We start from the raw sequence: 14650 nt of genomic DNA, 5'->3' as shown, positions 1-14650 counted from the left end.
ACATCAATTTCCGATAAAGGTCATGTTTTCTCCGCAACGAAAAAAGGGGGCTAATAGCCCCCTTCAGTATTATGCTTCGGCTAATTCTTCGAGGTAAGGGTAATCGGTATACCCCTCCGTCTCCTGGGTGTAAAACGTCGAGGAATCTGCTTCGTTGAGCACGGCGCCAAGCTTCAGGCGCTCCGGAAGGTCCGGGTTAGCAATGAAGGGCACGCCAAAGGCGACCGCGTCGGCCAGTCCGGATTCGATGGCTTGTTCTGCTTCTTCACCGGTGTAGCTCATGTTGAGGATCAACTTGCCCTTGAAGTGCTCGCGGACCGGAGTGATCACGTCCGCTTGCTGCTCCCCGAAAAAGTCGCTGCGCATCAAATGAACAAAGGCCAGGCCGTAGTCGTTCAGGCGCTTGGCGAGCCAGGTCACCAGGCCGACCGGATCACTGTCCTTCATGCTCTGGAAACTGTTCAGGGGGCTCAGTCGAACACCTACGTTCTCGGAGCCAAACACTCCGGATACCGCCTCAACCACCTCCAGCAACAGGCGGGCGCGATTTTCGATCGGGCCACCGTAGGGGCCTTCTCGATGGTTGGAACCATCACGCAGGAACTGGTCCAGCAGGTAGCCGTTGGCACCATGCACCTCAACACCGTCAAAGCCGGCGCGCTTGGCATTCTCGGCGGCGGTGCGGAAGCCGTCGATGATGGCCGGGATTTCGTCGTCGGCCAGTGCGCGGGGAACCGTGTAGGACTTCTTGCCTTCCGGTGTGTGCGCTTCATCGCTGGTGATGGCAATGGCGCTGGGCGCTACCGGATCCTTGCCGTCGTTTAACACCGGGTGACAGGCGCGGCCGCCGTGCCAGATCTGCAGATAAATCTTGCCACCCTTGGCATGTACCGCATCAGTGACTTTCTTCCAGCCTTCAACTTGCGCCTCGGAATAGATGCCAGGTTCGCGCCAGAAGGCCGAATTGCCTTCGATGGCCATGGTCGCTTCGGCGATGATCAGGCCCGCAGAGGCACGCTGGGCGTAATACTCAACCATCATGTCCGTGGGAACGTGATCGGCGTCGGCACGGACGCGGGTGAGGGGGGCCATGAAGACCCGGTTGGCCAATTCACTGGCGCCCATTTTCAGGGGAGAAAAAAGTGTGGTCATAGCATCCTCGTAAAATGTTGTGGAGAACCCTCGAGTATCCGCCCGTGGGCCGGGCGGACTCATTCGGACGAGATATATCGATCATCATCCCGGCTGATGCGACAGGCCGTTCAGCGTTTGTCAGCCAGGGCGGCGGCCAGGGTCTTGCCGAGCTCGGTAGCGGACTGGGGGTTCTGGCCGGTGATCAGGCGGTCATCCTGGACCACGAAGGGCTGGAACATCTCGCCCTCCTGATAGAGGGCGCCACCTGCACTCAGCGCATCCTGCAGCAGGTAGGGCACCACTTCCGTCAAGCCCACCTCGGCTTCCTCGGCGTTGCTGAAACCTGTCACCCGCTTGCCGTCGATCAGCAGGTTCCCTTGCTCGTCACGCAGGTTCAAAAGGGCCGTCGGTCCATGACAGACGGCCGCCACATAGCCGCCCTGGGCGTAGATGGCCGAGCCGATCTTCTCGACGGCAGGGCTGTCCGGGAAATCCCAGACCGTGCCGTGCCCTCCGGCGAAGAGAATGGCGTCATAGTCGGCAGGGTCGACATCGGCCAGCTTGGCCGTGTTGTCCAGCAGTCGGCGCGTTTCCGGAGAGGCCAGGAAGGCGGCATTGATCGGGTCATCGCCTTCCAGGCTCCAGGGATCGATGGGAGCGGCGCCGCCATCGATGCTGGCGAGTTCGACCTCGATGCCGGCAGTGGTCAATTCATGGTGCGGGTGGGTCATCTCCGATAACCACAGGCCGGTCGGCTTGTCCGTGTCGCCCATGACGCTGTGACTGGTCACCACAATCAAGGCTCTCGGATCGGCATCTGCCATGGCCGACAGCGGTACCAGTATGAGTGCTGCAAGAAGAGACGTAAGTTTTTTCATTTCGGTGACTCCATGACCGTAGTGATGGCCCCTCACGACGGTGGGTGTGTGCGGGGCCTGGACAGGTTGGCGTGACGGACTGGGTCAGGCGTGGTCGACGCTGGCGACGAAGGCGTCCACCAGGCGCTGGGTCGCCACGGCCCGCTGGCGAGCCTGTTCACGCTCGGGGCTGTTGGGTGCCTGGGCCATGGCCACGAAGTGCTCGACGAGCTGCACCGCTTGGCGCGGGCCCTGGGCGCTTGTGTGGCGCTCGAATTCGTGGGGAGCGGCCATCTCCTGGCGCACCACGAAGCCGGTAGGGTGCTCGGGATGATCGAAGGCGAAGCCGTCCTTCCAGTCGAGCACGTAGTCGTCGAGCCGGATCAGACCATGCTCGCCGAGGATCGTCAGGTCCATCTGGCAGACGCCGGCGTCGTAGCCGAAATCGAAGGTCGAGGTCTGGCCGTCGGCGAAGACCATCAGGCCGGCTCCTCGGATGACCGCGCCGCTGTCCTTGTCGCGGCGAACCTGCCCGGCGACCCGGACCGGTGCGCCGTGCGGGCGCAGGAACTCGACGATGGCCCGCATGTTGTACCAGCCCATGTCCCCGATGGCGCCGGTGGGCTCCCGGGCGGGATCGAAGCGGATATTGTCCCGGTCCATGAACGGGAAGAAGAAGGAGGTGTTGACGCTGCCGGGGTGGCCTAGCCGCGTCCGCTGGGTCTCGATCACCTCCTGGGTGCGCGGGTGATGGGTGAAGTGAGTGGCGTCCATGAAGGCCAGCCCCTTCGCCATGGCGTGCTCGGCCAGCCGCTCGGCGGAGGCCGCATCGAGGAACGGCTTCTCGCTGATCAGGTGGCGCCCGCTGTCGAGTACCGCCAGGGCGATCTCCTCGCGCACGGCAGTGGGCGTAGCGACATAGACGGCATCGATGCCGTCGGCGGCCAATAGCTCCTGCCAGGTCTCGAAGACTCGGCCGATGCCGTGCTCGCGGGCGAAGTCGCGGGCGCTCTCGGCACGACGGCTGGCCACCGCGACCAGATCGGCCTGCGGCGCGTCCTGGATGGCACGGGCCATGACTCCGGCGATCATGCCGCTGCCGATGATGGCGAAGGTGAAGGAGGGGGAGAACGATGACATGACGGACCTCTCGTAACGTTGGGACATGCTCACCAGAACTGGCTTCGGCATGAGTTGTGCCCATGCTAGATACGGGTGCAGTATTTGTTAACTCGTGTTTTTCTATATCAGGTATTCAAAAAATGAATATTGCGGGGAAGGACCTGAATCTCTTGCTGATCTTTTACGTGCTCTACCAGGAAAAGAGCGTGTCGGCGGCGGCGGAGCGGCTGGCCCTTAGCCAGCCGGCCCTCAGCCACAAGCTCGCCAAGCTGCGTCACGATTTCGCCGACCCACTCTTCGTGCGGGCCCCGCGGGGCTTGGCCCCCACCCCGCGGGCTCACGAGCTGGCGCCTCGGGTACAGCACCTGGTGGCCGGAATCGAGGGCTTCTTCGACTTCTGCGACGGAAGCGACTACCTGGCCCGGGAGGATCGGGTACACCTCTACACCACCGACTACATAGAACAGCTGTTGCTACCGCGCCTGCTGCCGGTGATTCGCCGGGAGGCGCCCCGTTTGCAGCTGGTGACCCACAACACCCGCGGCCGCTTGCCTCGTGCCGAGCTGGAGAACGGTGAGTGCGACATCGCGATCGCCGGCTTCTATGCGGGGCTTCCCGACAGCTACTACCAGCAGCGCATTCACACCGAGGGGTTCGTGGTACTGGCGGCCCGGGACAATCCGCGGATTGGCGAGACGCTGGATCTGGAGAGCTACCTGGCCTGCGAGCACCTGGTCACCAGCCTGACCGGCGACCTGCACGGTCGCGTCGATCAGAAGCTGGCCGAGATCGGACGCTCGCGGCGGGTAGTGGCTGGGCTGTCGAGCTTCATGGCGCCCCCCCTGCTGGTGGTCGGCAGTGACCTGTTGCTGACCTGCCTGGAGAGCGTCGCGACACATGCCCAGGCCCATGTTCCGGGACTCGTGATCCACCCCTGCCCGCTGTCCTTGGACGGCATCGAGGTGATCCAGACTTGGCATCAGCGGACGCACGAGGACCGCTTGCGGGGTTGGCTGCGTGGACAGATCCAGGCCGCTTTGGAACCGTCCCCGGCAGTAGAGGGTTAGGAGAGCTCTCCCGTGCGGGATGCCGCGCCTGGGCTGCTGTCAGATGACGCGGTCAGAATGACCCGAATCGGCTGTGCCGGCGATTTCCTCGACCAGGGTGCGCGCGGCTGTGACTCGAGCTCGCCTCGGCCCCCCATCACGCGCCGGTCGGGGTATCAGACGCCAGCGATCGGCTCTTCCCCAGGACCCAGGCGCAGATCAGGACGAGCAGCGAGGCGAAGCCAATGGTCGTGGGGACGAGTCCCGCGCGCTGAGCGCCGATGCCCGCCAGGATGACCGGGAGACTGAAAGGCAGGTAGCTCAGCAGGAAAAACAGCGAGATGACTCCAGAGCGCTGCTCGGTCGGCGCACGAGCCAGCATCGCCTTCTTGGTGCCGAGAAAGCCAGCCCCGAAGCCGATGCCCGACGCTACTCCACCCAGCGCCAGTAATGAGGCGTGACCTTTGATGGTGCCCGCGATCATCAGCGACAAGCCGGTGATCATGGCGATACCCGCGATTCTCACGATAACCGCGGTGCCTCGATGACGCAGCGCAACGGCTACCAGCCCACCGGTCAACGGCAGCAGGAAGATGAGCACACCACTGCGCCAGGCGTCGTCGCTCGCGAGGACATCGGCGCTCAGCGCCGGCATCAGCGCCAGGTAAAAACCACACAGCGCCCAGCCGGCCATGTTGATGGGCGCAATCCGCCAGATCACGGCTCTGATGCTCTGCGGCACGGCCACAGCAGGCCGCAAGGAACTCAGGGCTCCCGGGCGCGGAACGACTCGCTCGCGATCGAACATGATGGCCATGGCCTGCAGCGAGTACAGCGCCAGCAGGATGTCGTAGATGCTCTGGAAGGGCGTGGCGCTGCTATCGACCAGCAGGCTCGATCCCAGGATCCCCGATGACAACCCCAGCATGGGGCAGGCCACGGCCAGCAGGCCTCCCAGTCGAGTATCGATATCCACCAGCGCCGCCCCGAGGGCACTGGTGGCCAGCCCGGTGGCAATGCCCTGCAGGAGCCTGGCCATCAGCAGTTCCGTCGTGGTGCCGGCCTCGCGGAAGACCCACATGGAAACACCTTGCAGCAGCAGGGCCGCCACGATGACGGGTCGGCGGCCGATGAAGTCGGACAGGGCCCCCGTGATCAACAGCGTCGCCAGCAGGGCGAGGGCGTAGACCGCAAAGATCACGGTCAGCATGGTGTCGGAGAACCCCTGGGTCTGCTGGTACAGCGGGTAGAGGGGAGTGGGAGCACTGGCGGCGGCGAGCAGTCCGAAGAGCGTGCTCGCGTAGAGCAGCGACAGCCCCATGGCACGTGGGGAGCCCGAGGGCAGCGCATCGCTGTGCGACCGAGTGAATGGCATACTGCGCTCCTTCTAACGCAAAAATTTCGCGTTAGCGTATTCACCACTCGACATTAACGCAAATATTTTGCGTTAATGGGTGCGAGCATTTGGCCGATGCGGTCGTCGTCTGGGCGATAGGGCGGCGGAGTAGAGTCGATCCATGGCATTTCAAGGACCAACGAAGGCAAGACGAAAGGATGGCGGATAAGGTGATGGCGCGCCCCGGGGGAAGGAGCGCCCGTATACAGCAAGCCGTGCATGAGGCGGTACGCCGCCTGCAGGCACAGTCCGATAGCCTGAGCATCCCTCTGGTGGCCAGGACCGCGGGAGTGACGCCGTCGACGATCTATCGGCGCTGGGGGACCCTCAACGAGCTGCTGGCGGATGTCGCACTGTCGCGTCTGCGGCCCGATGCGGTGCCCAAGGACACCGGCACCCTCAGGCAGGATCTGGTGCTGTTTGCTAGCCACTATCTCGAAGAGATGACCTCCGTCCCGGGTCGACAGATGTTGCGCGACATCATGGCCAGCACTGATCCCACCGGACGAGAGCGCTGTTATCGCTATGCGCGCGAGTGCCTGGAGCACATCGTGGAACGCGCCGCCTCGCGCTCACGGCCGGAGGGGGGGCCGGAGATGGGCCCGGAGCGGCTGTTGGAGCGCCTGACGGACCGCCTGCTGGCGCCGCTGTTCTACCGTGTCATCTATGACCCACGGGGCGTCAGCGAGGCCCAGCTGGAGACCTGGATCGACGAGGCGCTAGCGGCAAGAGACGCCTGAGGGGGATACGGCCTCGATGGGGCGACCTTTGGTATGTTTGCCCTTGTCGCAGCGGCTGCGTCTTAGGCCATGGGGTCGCGCGAATGGCCTTCCCTGGCCATTCTGTCGCGGTGGCGTGCTGGCTCGACTCTCCCTTCGACACCGCGCCCGTTACGCTCCTGTTTCCCGATCACGCCCTTGTCGGGGCTCCGGGGCTCAATCCCAGTCCGGCGCGAAGTCCGGGTCGGCGATGCGCTCGCCGCGATCCAGCGCGGCGATGGCCTGCATCTCTTCATCGCTGAGCGTCAGGTCGAAGGCCGCCTGGTTGCTGCGGATGTTCTTCGCCTTGGTGGAGGAGGGGAAGGTCACGATGTCCTGCGCCTTGAGCCAGGCCAGCGCCACCTGCGCCGGGCTGGCGTCATGGCGTTCGGCGATCTGCTTGAGGGTCGCATCCTCCATGACCTTGCCCACCGTCAGCGGCATGAAGGCGGTCACCTCGATGCCGTGCTCCCGGCACTTCTCGATCACCTGGCGGTTCTGCAGGAAGGGGTGCACCTCGACCTGGTTGGTCAGCAGCGCGCCTTCGCCGAGGATATCCACCGCCTGGTCGATCTGCGCGATGGTGAAGTTGGAGACGCCGATATGGCGAGCCTTGCCGGCCTCCTGTACCTCGCGAAGGGCGGTGAGGTAGTCGCGCATCGGCACGGCATCGTTCGGCGATGGCCAGTGGATCAGCAAGAGGTCCACATGATCGGTGCCGAGCTTGGCGAGGCTCTCGTCGACGCTCTGCTTGAGGGCCTCGGGAGCGAGCTTGTCATGCCAGACCTTGGTGGTCAGGAAGATCTCGTCCCGCGGCACCGGGCTTGCCTCGATCGCCTCACCGACCTCGGCCTCATTGCCGTACATCTGGGCGGTATCGATATGGCGATAGCCTAGTTCGAGGGCGGTGGTCACGGCCTGCTTGAGAGTATCGCCCTCGAGGCGGAAGGTGCCGAGGCCGGGATTGGGAATGGCGGTGTGCGTCGTCATGCAACCTCCGTGTCCGTCATCGCGAAAGGGGCATGGCGGGCGTGGCCCGACCCATGTCGATAGCGTGCTAAACAATTTGGGGTCATCCCGCCGGCTTCAAGGGCGGGATGACGGATGCCGGCAACGGGCGCCGGCGAGGGCGCTCAGAGGCCTAGGGCCCGGGCCACCGGTTCGGAGGAGGGCGGGTTCTGGCCGGTGATCAGGCGACCGTCGCGGCGGGTGTAGGGCGCGAAGTCCTCGGCCTTGGAGTAATGGCCGCCGCCGGCGGTCAGGGCGTCCTCGACCAGGTGCGGGACGATCTCGGTCAGGCCCACGGCGGCTTCCTCGCCGTTGGTGAAGCCGGTGACCTCACGGCCCTTGATCAGCGGCTCGCCATCGGCGTCCTTGGCGTTGATCAGCACGATGGGGGCGTGGCAGACCGCCGCCACCGGCTTCTGCTGTGCCCAGAACGTCTCGATCAGGCGAATCGAGTAGGCATCGCCGACCAGGTCCCACAGCGGGCCGTGGCCGCCGGGATAGAAGATGGCGTCGAAGTCGTCGGCGTTGATGTCCGCCAAGCGATGCGTGCTGGCGAGCTGCGCCTGGGCCGCGTCGTCCTGCTTGAAGCGACGGGTCGACTCGGTCTGGCTGTCCTCGGCATCGCTGGCCGGATCCAGCGGCGGCTGGCCGCCCTGGGGCGAGGCCAGGGTCACCTCGGCGCCCGCATCCCGGCAGGCGTAGTAGGGCGCCGCCAGCTCCTCGAGCTAGAAACCGGTCTTCTTGCCGGTGTCGCCGAGGCGGTCGTGTGAGGTCAGTACCATCAGAATGCGTTGGCTCATGCGAGACTCCTGGTGATGGCCGTTGAGGGGGGATCGCCGCCCGGGGCGGCGACATTGTTGGTCTCCATGCTAAGGGGAGAGGCTGTATTCGAGAACTGATGAATTTCGATAAGGGATATTCGAAACGCGAATAATGCTGACAAGGACCGACACCTTCTGCTGCTCTTGCATGTGTCCTATCGGGAACAGCACGTTTCGGCGCCGGTCGGGCGCCTCGCGCTCAGTCACGAGCATACGCCAGGCCTTAGGCGCGGCGCTCTTCGTGTGCCGCGCCACGCTCGAGACCGGCGAATGTGATGTGACATCTGCTTGTGGGCCGGGTGCAATTCGGTTGCCGCTTTGCCGCTTTGCCGCTTTGCCGCTCCAGGACTGCGGGCTGCAGGGCAGGCCCTCCCTATTCAGGAGACAGAAGCTGAGCGCGGAAAAAGGCTACGTTGGTCACCAGGCCAGGTAGCAGGTAGTGGAACAGCCGAGTGACTTCGAGTACCTCCTCGTGGCTGGCATCTTGTACCGCCGCTGCCGTGAGCTGCTCGGGTAGCAGTTGATTGGGGTTGGGAAGTTCGGCAGCCAGTTCTAGGGCGGTCACGTGAACGTCCTGGGTGATCGCTCGATACGCCTCGCTATCGATTCGAGGGGCGAGGTCGTGCCAGGCGCGGGTGAAGTAGCCGGGCCATCGCGCCAGGGCGCGATAGTCCGTGTTGACGAAGGGCAATCCGAGCGTCGTTCGGATCTGCCGGTACAACGCCTGCAGTTCGCTGTTGCCGTGATGGGTTTCCATCAGGATGAGTCTTACCGTCTTCGTTGGGGACGTCGTTGGGGCGGGCGTCACCTCGGTCGCCTTGGAGAGTGGCAGGCCTTCCATCAAGGTGCGCGCTTGGCTGGCGATCAGCAGGTAGGGCATGTTGCCGTGGGAGAACACCTCGATGAGCGCTCGAATCTCCTCAAGCTCTCGATGCGAGTATCCCTCCTCGAGGAGATCGGCGACGAGGGGGCTGGGAGCCAGCTGGCTGGCATGGTGCTCTACCCGGGTGCGGAGACGCCGACAGGCCTCGATGAATTGCCGTGACTCATACAGGGGGCGAAGCCCCTGCCAGAGCGTGGCATAGAAACGTGGATAGTGAGCAAACGCCATGGTGACGACGCCCATCCAGGGCACCTGGAGTATGCGCTTGGTGTCTTCATAGGTGGCCTGCAATGGCCCATCCGCCTCTCTCTCTGCCACAGGGTGTATGGTGGGAAGCGGGTCGGGAAGACGCCGCGGTAGCATCGCGGCCATGCTGGTGGATCCCCTCGTCGTCATGTCGTTTGATGGTGTCTTCATGTGGCACCTCGCTGGCCAATTGTTAGCGCGTCGAGTAACTGCGCATGGTTTTCTGGCTTCAGTGGCTGGCATCCTCGGGCTTTTCATGGCGGACCCGATCAATGACTTTCTGAGCCACTTCGTCGGAAATTGATCGTGGACGGCCACTACGAACTTCATCATTCAGACCGTCCAGACCATACTCAGCAAAGCGACGCCTCTACTTCGAGACCGTTTGTGCAGTAATGCCCAATCTCTTGCCAATAGACGTGCCCGGCTCTCCGTATTTGCAACCCAATATGATCAAGGCGCGAAACTGCTCATCGGCACGCCATTTCAGGGCAGCGGCCCGGCGATTCAGCTCAGACAACTGATCGTTGTGAAGGTTATTTGGGTGGCAGGCCGACCTCGCTTTGCCATGATACCTTCAGAAGTGCTGCGGAATTCTGGTATAAGGATAGGCCATATTTATATTGCTTAATTGTGAAACACTACGCTAGTCAACCGATGTCTGGTCAAGCGGAAGCAAGAGCTAGTTTTGCAGCGCCTTGCAGAGCTCATCTGCCGCCTGGGTTACGGCATCCGCACTGGTGAAGCGACCAAAGCTTACGCGAATAGAACTGTGAGCCTGAGCCCGGCTGGCCCCCATGGCGAGCAGGACGTGAGAAGGTGAGCGATCAGCCGATGAGCAGGCGGAACCTGTTGAAACGGCCAGTCTCTTGAGTTTCATCAATAAGGCCTCACCATCCTGTCCGATGAAAGACAAATTGAGGATGCCGGGGAAGTGCGACATTTGATCGCCATTCAGCACTATCCCTTCCAGGCCGGCAACTCGTTCAGTCAGCAGGTTATACAGTGTCCTCAGGTGCTCGAAGTCCTGTGGCATTCTGGCCACTGCAATCTCGCAGGCCTTGCCAAGGCCGACAATCTGCTGTGTCGGTAGAGTGCCCGATCTCAGACCATACTGCTGACCTCCGCCATGTAGAATTGGGGTCAGGTGTTTTCTCGACGATTTGCGTACGTATAGTGCACCTATGCCCTTGGGGCCATAAAGCTTGTGTGCCGAGAAAGACATGAAATCGATAGAGGTGTTGGCGAGATCGATACGGAGCTTACCCACGCTCTGAGAAGCATCAACGTGTAACAGGATGCCGCGGGAGTGGCACAGCGTATCGATGTGAGACAGATCCTGTATCACGCCGGTTTCGTTGTTTACGTGAAGCAGGCTGACCAGGAGTGTGTCGTCGGTCATTGCCTGTTCGAGCTGTGCTCTGGACAGCAGGCCGGTCGCGCCGGGTTTCAGATAGGTAACCCGGAACCCCTGCTGCTCCAGGCTTGCGCAGGTGTCCAGAGTTGCTTTGTGTTCCGCCGCCGAGGTGATGATATGGCGCCGTTTATGCCCGGCATGAAGGGCCGCGCCCTTGAGGGCCAGATTGATGGACTCCGTGGCGCCGGAAGTGAAGATGATCTCCGCCGGACGCGCCTGAATCAATCCAGCGACCTGTTCACGAGCCAACTGGACCAGATCGTTGGCTTGCCATCCGTATTCGTGATGATCGGACGCAGGGTTACCGAACGCCCCTCGGAATGACATGCAGTCATTCATCGCCTGAATGACTGCATCGTCGACCGGCGTTGTTGCCGCGTAATCAAGATAGATTGTTGAGTGGGCTATGCTCACCGGAACACCCATCTACATGGTTTGAGGGCAGTTCGCACCACCATCAATCCAGAGTTGCATGGCGCGGACAAAGTCAGCGTGTTCACCGGGCGCGGCCGTGCGGCCGGGACCGGGCTGCCACGACCACCGAACGAGTGGGTCGTCGCGAACATGGTGAACAAACTCTTTTTCAAAGGTCACCAGATCATCCTTGCCACCCCGGAAGGCCAGGTTGCTGTTCTTGGCCGGGTCGAGCCAATTCTCACACAACTGCTGAGGGGTAATGCCATCCTCGATGATCATGGTGGGGGGCGGCATGTGCCAGACGAAACCGGGCATCAGATCATTTGCGGCTCCAGGCGGCATACCAGCGTTCTGGCCATTGGTATCGGCGTGGCAGTTGCGACAGTTGACCGGCTGACTGCTGTTCGGAACCTCCTTGAATTCATGCCCCTCTACTGTAAGGCGGAGGTTGTTTGCAAAGGTAATGTTCATCGGATGCGGACGCTGCTCGTCACCTACAGTGGGACGGTGGTAGCCATCAATGATCTTTCCGTGGCAGTTGGCGCAGCGCGGGTGGGTGGCCACCTGGTGCAGGTACGAGAAGGCTGTTTGTTCGCTTGGCTCGGACATAAAGTCCTCATAAGCGTCAGCCTGGGCCAGATGCGGTGTCAACAGGCTGGCCATCATCAGGGTTATGGCGGGCACAATCCCCCCGAAGCGTTTATTTTCCATGATCAGCTCACCTTGTTGGCCAAAGCATCGAGAACGTGCTGAGGTCTCATTGGGAGATCCCGCAGGCGCACGCCCACGGCGTTGAATACGGCGTTGCCAATGGCTGGCGCAACGCCGATAACCCCGGGTTCACCGAGTCCGGTCGGAAACTCTTCACTGTCCACCAGCTCGATGTCCAGTTCCGGGATTTCGTTCATTCGCAGCGGTAAATAGGTATGGAGATTGAGATCCTTGACCTCACCATCCTGGATTTCGGTGGATTCGTGCAGGGCCAGACTGGTGCCCCAGAAAACGCTGCCTTCGAGCTGGGCGAGGGCGCCGTCAGGATGCACAATCACACCGGCGTCGACCACCATGGTGACTTTCTTAACGGTAATGCGACCGGTTCCACGATCAACGTGGACGTGGGCCGCGGTAGCAATCCAGGCGGGCATGGTCCGCTCCTGGCCGGCAGTGGCCGAGATGCCAATGCCTTCGTCAGCCGGCAGCTCGCGACCATAGTCGATCCGTTCCCGTAGCAGCTCCAGGGTATGGCGCAAGCGGGTGGCGCCGCCGACGCTTTCCGGCGCCTTACCGGCCTGATGGCCTGCACCATCGAGCATGCCCAGCCGGAATTCCAGAGGGTCCACGCCGGCGTGGTGCGCAGTTTCGTCAATAAAGGACTCCAGCCCCCAGACTATCCAGCCCTGGCCGACGGAGCGCAGCCACCCCGGCAGGAAGGTCTTTTGTGCTAGCTCGTTGTTGATAGCTCGAGCCCGGTGACTCGGCATGGTGTACCAGTGGTCGGCACCGCTGGCAGAGAAGGGGTCGATTTTGCCTTTCTTGTCCAGGCTCTCGGGCATGAACGATGGCGCCATATCCAGTGACGGCCAGCCAGCCGAGAACGCATGATCCATGCCTGAAAATTTGCGCCCGGCATCGAAGCTAGCTTGGAAACGCGACACAGAGGGCGATCGGACCTGATCGAACCGGGTGTCGTCTTCACGAGTGAACAGCAATTTGACCGGCTTGCCGAACTGCTTCGCGGTGAGTGCGGCGGGAATCATGTAATCCCCCCACAACCGACGACCAAACCCGCCACCCAGGTAGTACTGGTGAATAATCACCTGCGAAGGATCCACCTCCAGCGCGGCTGCAATGCTCGGAATGGTCAGGGATTGCCACTGGTTGCCACCGTGAATATGCCAGGTGCCGTCCCTGAACAGGGCGGTAGCGTTCAGCGGTTCGAGGGCGAAATGCAGTGCCGAGTTGGTTCGGTACAGACTGTTGATCTCGCTTTCGGCCTGCTGCAGGGCTTGTTCCACATCGCCTTCTTTGACGAAGAGGAAGCCGGAGTCCGGATCGTGTACCTGGCGCTCGCCTTCGGCAAGGATATCCTCTTCGGTCACATTGGCCGTGGGGCCGGCCTCGTAGTCGACTTTGACAGCGTTGCCCACCTTCAGTGCGGTGTAGTAATCCTCGGCCAGAACCGATACCCAGCCCTGAAGCTCGTTGGAAGGGTCCTGCAGTATCTCGTAACCAAGATATCCCGGCAGGGAGGTGGCGGCAGAATCGTCTACCTTTATCACCCGGCTGCCATAACGGGTGGGTGGCACGATGGGACGAGCGTACACCATGCCGTCAATTTCAACGTCTATGCCGTAGGTGGCGGTGCCGTTGGTTTTGGCCGGAATATCCAGGGCCCGGAAGTCGGTTCCGATCAGCTTGTAGTTGGTTTTTTGCTTGAGTGGAAGCTGGTCCAGGGTTTCCTGATCAAAAACCTGGTCGAAGGTGACTGTCTGCACCAGATCGCCGAAGTCAATCCGACCTTTGGGAGTGATAACGAAGCCGTTTTCGGTGTCGCACTGTGCGGGGTCGACCCCGTGGATACGTGCAGCGGCGTCAATTAGTGCCATGCGTCCAGCAGCGCCGGCCTGGGACAGCGGTTTGAACGAGGTGAAAATCGACCATGAACCGCCGGTCACCATGAAGCCCCACTTCGGATCGGTGTCGACGTGATGGATGGCCACTCTGGACCAGTCTGCTCCCAGTTCATCCGCCACGATGCGGGCGAGGGCGGTGCCAACGTGCTGGCCCATTTCGGACTTCGCAATGTTCACCAACACTTGACCAGACTGATCGATTTCAAACCAGATGGTCGGGGAGAAAACCTTTTCTTGAAGTGACTCCTTAGCGGACACGCTGGCTGCCAACGCTCCGGGAGCGAACGCCATCATCAGAGCGCTGGAGACGGATCCAATAAGGAAATTCCGCCGGGACAGGTTGGTACCTTTTTGTTTCAGTGCCTTAATGGATTGCATTTTAGGCCTCCCGCTGCTGGTCGGTTTTGGGGTCGTAAATACCAGCATTTATTTCTGCCGCCGCGCGTTTCACTGCATTCTTGATTCGCTTGTAGGCCATGCACCGGCAAAGATTCGCGCTCATGTGATTAACGATATCGCTCTCAGAAGGCGTGGAATTGTATTCCAGCAGGGTGGCGGCCTGCATGATCTGGCCGGATTGGCAGTAACCGCACTGTGGGACTTGCTCTTCAACCCAGGCTTTCTGGACCGGATGTTCGTTATTGAGGCCTTCAATGGTGGTGACATGGGCGCCTCGTACCTGACCGACCGGGAACGAGCAGGAACGCATTGCGCCGCCGTTGACATGAACCGTGCAAGCACCACACATGGCAATGCCGCAGCCGAACTTGGTGCCTTTCAGCTTGAATTCATCACGGATCACCCACAGCAAAGGGGTGTCTTCCGACGCTTCGGAGACAACTTTCTCTCCGTTCAGGATAAACTCAATCATCAGGTGCTCCTTGCCCATCAGGGCGTCGTAATTATTAGCGG

Annotated in this window: 12 protein-coding genes and 2 pseudogenes; 2 read left to right on the top strand and 12 right to left on the bottom strand. The window is 61.7% G+C overall.

The window, feature by feature from the left end:
* Positions 1 to 69: 69 nt before the first annotated feature.
* From NH396_RS04400 to NH396_RS04390, 3 genes are all read right to left on the bottom strand, one after another.
* The gene (locus tag NH396_RS04400) at positions 70 to 1152 is read right to left on the bottom strand and encodes an alkene reductase (RefSeq protein WP_253061997.1); all 1083 of its coding nucleotides are present in this window, start codon (positions 1150 to 1152) and stop codon (positions 70 to 72) included.
* 110 nt (positions 1153 to 1262) lie between these two features.
* Positions 1263 to 2012, bottom strand: coding sequence for a type 1 glutamine amidotransferase domain-containing protein (locus NH396_RS04395; RefSeq protein ID WP_253061995.1), 750 nt, complete (start codon positions 2010 to 2012; stop codon positions 1263 to 1265).
* A gap of 84 nt (positions 2013 to 2096) precedes the next feature.
* Positions 2097 to 3131 (bottom strand): Gfo/Idh/MocA family oxidoreductase, encoded by a 1035-nt coding sequence (locus NH396_RS04390; protein ID WP_253061993.1) that lies wholly within the window; start codon positions 3129 to 3131, stop codon positions 2097 to 2099.
* Between the two features lie 62 nt (positions 3132 to 3193).
* On the opposite strand from NH396_RS04390, the gene NH396_RS04385 reads away from it, so the two are divergent.
* Positions 3194 to 4180, top strand: a complete 987-nt coding sequence (locus tag NH396_RS04385; RefSeq protein ID WP_253061991.1) for a LysR family transcriptional regulator — start codon at positions 3194 to 3196, stop codon at positions 4178 to 4180.
* A 136-nt stretch (positions 4181 to 4316) separates the two neighbouring features.
* Here NH396_RS04385 and NH396_RS04380 read toward each other — a convergent pair whose 3' ends face one another.
* Positions 4317 to 5534, bottom strand: a complete 1218-nt coding sequence (locus tag NH396_RS04380; protein ID WP_253061989.1) for an MFS transporter — start codon at positions 5532 to 5534, stop codon at positions 4317 to 4319.
* Positions 5535 to 5713: 179 nt separating this feature from the next.
* Here NH396_RS04380 and NH396_RS04375 point away from each other — a divergent pair, with 179 nt between their 5' ends.
* Positions 5714 to 6295, top strand: coding sequence for a TetR/AcrR family transcriptional regulator (locus tag NH396_RS04375; RefSeq protein ID WP_253061987.1), 582 nt, complete (start codon positions 5714 to 5716; stop codon positions 6293 to 6295).
* A gap of 195 nt (positions 6296 to 6490) precedes the next feature.
* On the opposite strand, the gene dkgB is transcribed toward NH396_RS04375, so the two are convergent.
* The 8 genes and pseudogenes from dkgB to NH396_RS04340 form a co-directional block, all read right to left on the bottom strand.
* Positions 6491 to 7303: a 2,5-didehydrogluconate reductase DkgB gene (gene dkgB / locus NH396_RS04370; protein WP_253061985.1), complete on the bottom strand. Its 813-nt coding sequence runs from the start codon at positions 7301 to 7303 to the stop codon at positions 6491 to 6493.
* 143 nt (positions 7304 to 7446) lie between these two features.
* Positions 7447 to 8121: pseudogene (locus NH396_RS04365) on the bottom strand (type 1 glutamine amidotransferase domain-containing protein).
* A 394-nt stretch (positions 8122 to 8515) separates the two neighbouring features.
* Positions 8516 to 9442 carry a halocarboxylic acid dehydrogenase DehI family protein gene (locus tag NH396_RS04360; protein ID WP_253061983.1) on the bottom strand — a complete coding sequence of 309 codons (927 nt, stop codon included), beginning with the start codon at positions 9440 to 9442 and terminating at the stop codon, positions 8516 to 8518.
* Positions 9443 to 9500: 58 nt separating this feature from the next.
* Positions 9501 to 9629: pseudogene (locus NH396_RS17135) on the bottom strand (IS630 family transposase); the annotation flags it as partial.
* A 324-nt stretch (positions 9630 to 9953) separates the two neighbouring features.
* Positions 9954 to 11102, bottom strand: coding sequence for an aminotransferase class V-fold PLP-dependent enzyme (locus NH396_RS04355; protein ID WP_253061981.1), 1149 nt, complete (start codon positions 11100 to 11102; stop codon positions 9954 to 9956).
* 12 nt (positions 11103 to 11114) lie between these two features.
* Entirely contained in the window at positions 11115 to 11816 is a 702-nt protein-coding gene (locus NH396_RS04350; protein WP_253061979.1) for a hypothetical protein, read from the bottom strand.
* 2 nt (positions 11817 to 11818) lie between these two features.
* The gene (locus NH396_RS04345) at positions 11819 to 14116 is read right to left on the bottom strand and encodes a molybdopterin cofactor-binding domain-containing protein (RefSeq protein ID WP_253061977.1); all 2298 of its coding nucleotides are present in this window, start codon (positions 14114 to 14116) and stop codon (positions 11819 to 11821) included.
* 1 nt (position 14117) lies between these two features.
* On the bottom strand, positions 14118 to 14609 hold the full coding sequence (locus NH396_RS04340; RefSeq protein WP_253061975.1) for a (2Fe-2S)-binding protein: 492 nt from the start codon (positions 14607 to 14609) through the stop codon (positions 14118 to 14120).
* Positions 14610 to 14650 lie beyond the last annotated feature (41 nt).

The sequence above is a fragment of the Cobetia sp. Dlab-2-AX genome (assembly GCF_024124625.1).
Taxonomy (GTDB): domain Bacteria; phylum Pseudomonadota; class Gammaproteobacteria; order Pseudomonadales; family Halomonadaceae; genus Cobetia.
The sequence above is the reverse complement of the archived record's forward strand: the minus strand, read 5'-3'. Positions and strand labels throughout refer to the sequence as shown.

Coding starts and splice junctions, on each gene's coding strand:
- NH396_RS04340 (WP_253061975.1), bottom strand. CDS start 14,609: ATGATTGAGTTTATCCTGAACGGAGAGAAAGTTGTCTCCGAAGCGTCG.
- NH396_RS04380 (WP_253061989.1), bottom strand. CDS start 5,534: ATGCCATTCACTCGGTCGCACAGCGATGCGCTGCCCTCGGGCTCCCCA.
- NH396_RS04385 (WP_253061991.1), top strand. CDS start 3,194: ATGCTAGATACGGGTGCAGTATTTGTTAACTCGTGTTTTTCTATATCA.
- NH396_RS04400 (WP_253061997.1), bottom strand. CDS start 1,152: ATGACCACACTTTTTTCTCCCCTGAAAATGGGCGCCAGTGAATTGGCC.
- NH396_RS04375 (WP_253061987.1), top strand. CDS start 5,714: ATGGCGGATAAGGTGATGGCGCGCCCCGGGGGAAGGAGCGCCCGTATA.
- NH396_RS04395 (WP_253061995.1), bottom strand. CDS start 2,012: ATGAAAAAACTTACGTCTCTTCTTGCAGCACTCATACTGGTACCGCTG.
- NH396_RS04345 (WP_253061977.1), bottom strand. CDS start 14,116: ATGCAATCCATTAAGGCACTGAAACAAAAAGGTACCAACCTGTCCCGG.
- NH396_RS04360 (WP_253061983.1), bottom strand. CDS start 9,442: ATGAAGACACCATCAAACGACATGACGACGAGGGGATCCACCAGCATG.
- NH396_RS04390 (WP_253061993.1), bottom strand. CDS start 3,131: ATGTCATCGTTCTCCCCCTCCTTCACCTTCGCCATCATCGGCAGCGGC.
- dkgB (WP_253061985.1), bottom strand. CDS start 7,303: ATGACGACGCACACCGCCATTCCCAATCCCGGCCTCGGCACCTTCCGC.
- NH396_RS04350 (WP_253061979.1), bottom strand. CDS start 11,816: ATGGAAAATAAACGCTTCGGGGGGATTGTGCCCGCCATAACCCTGATG.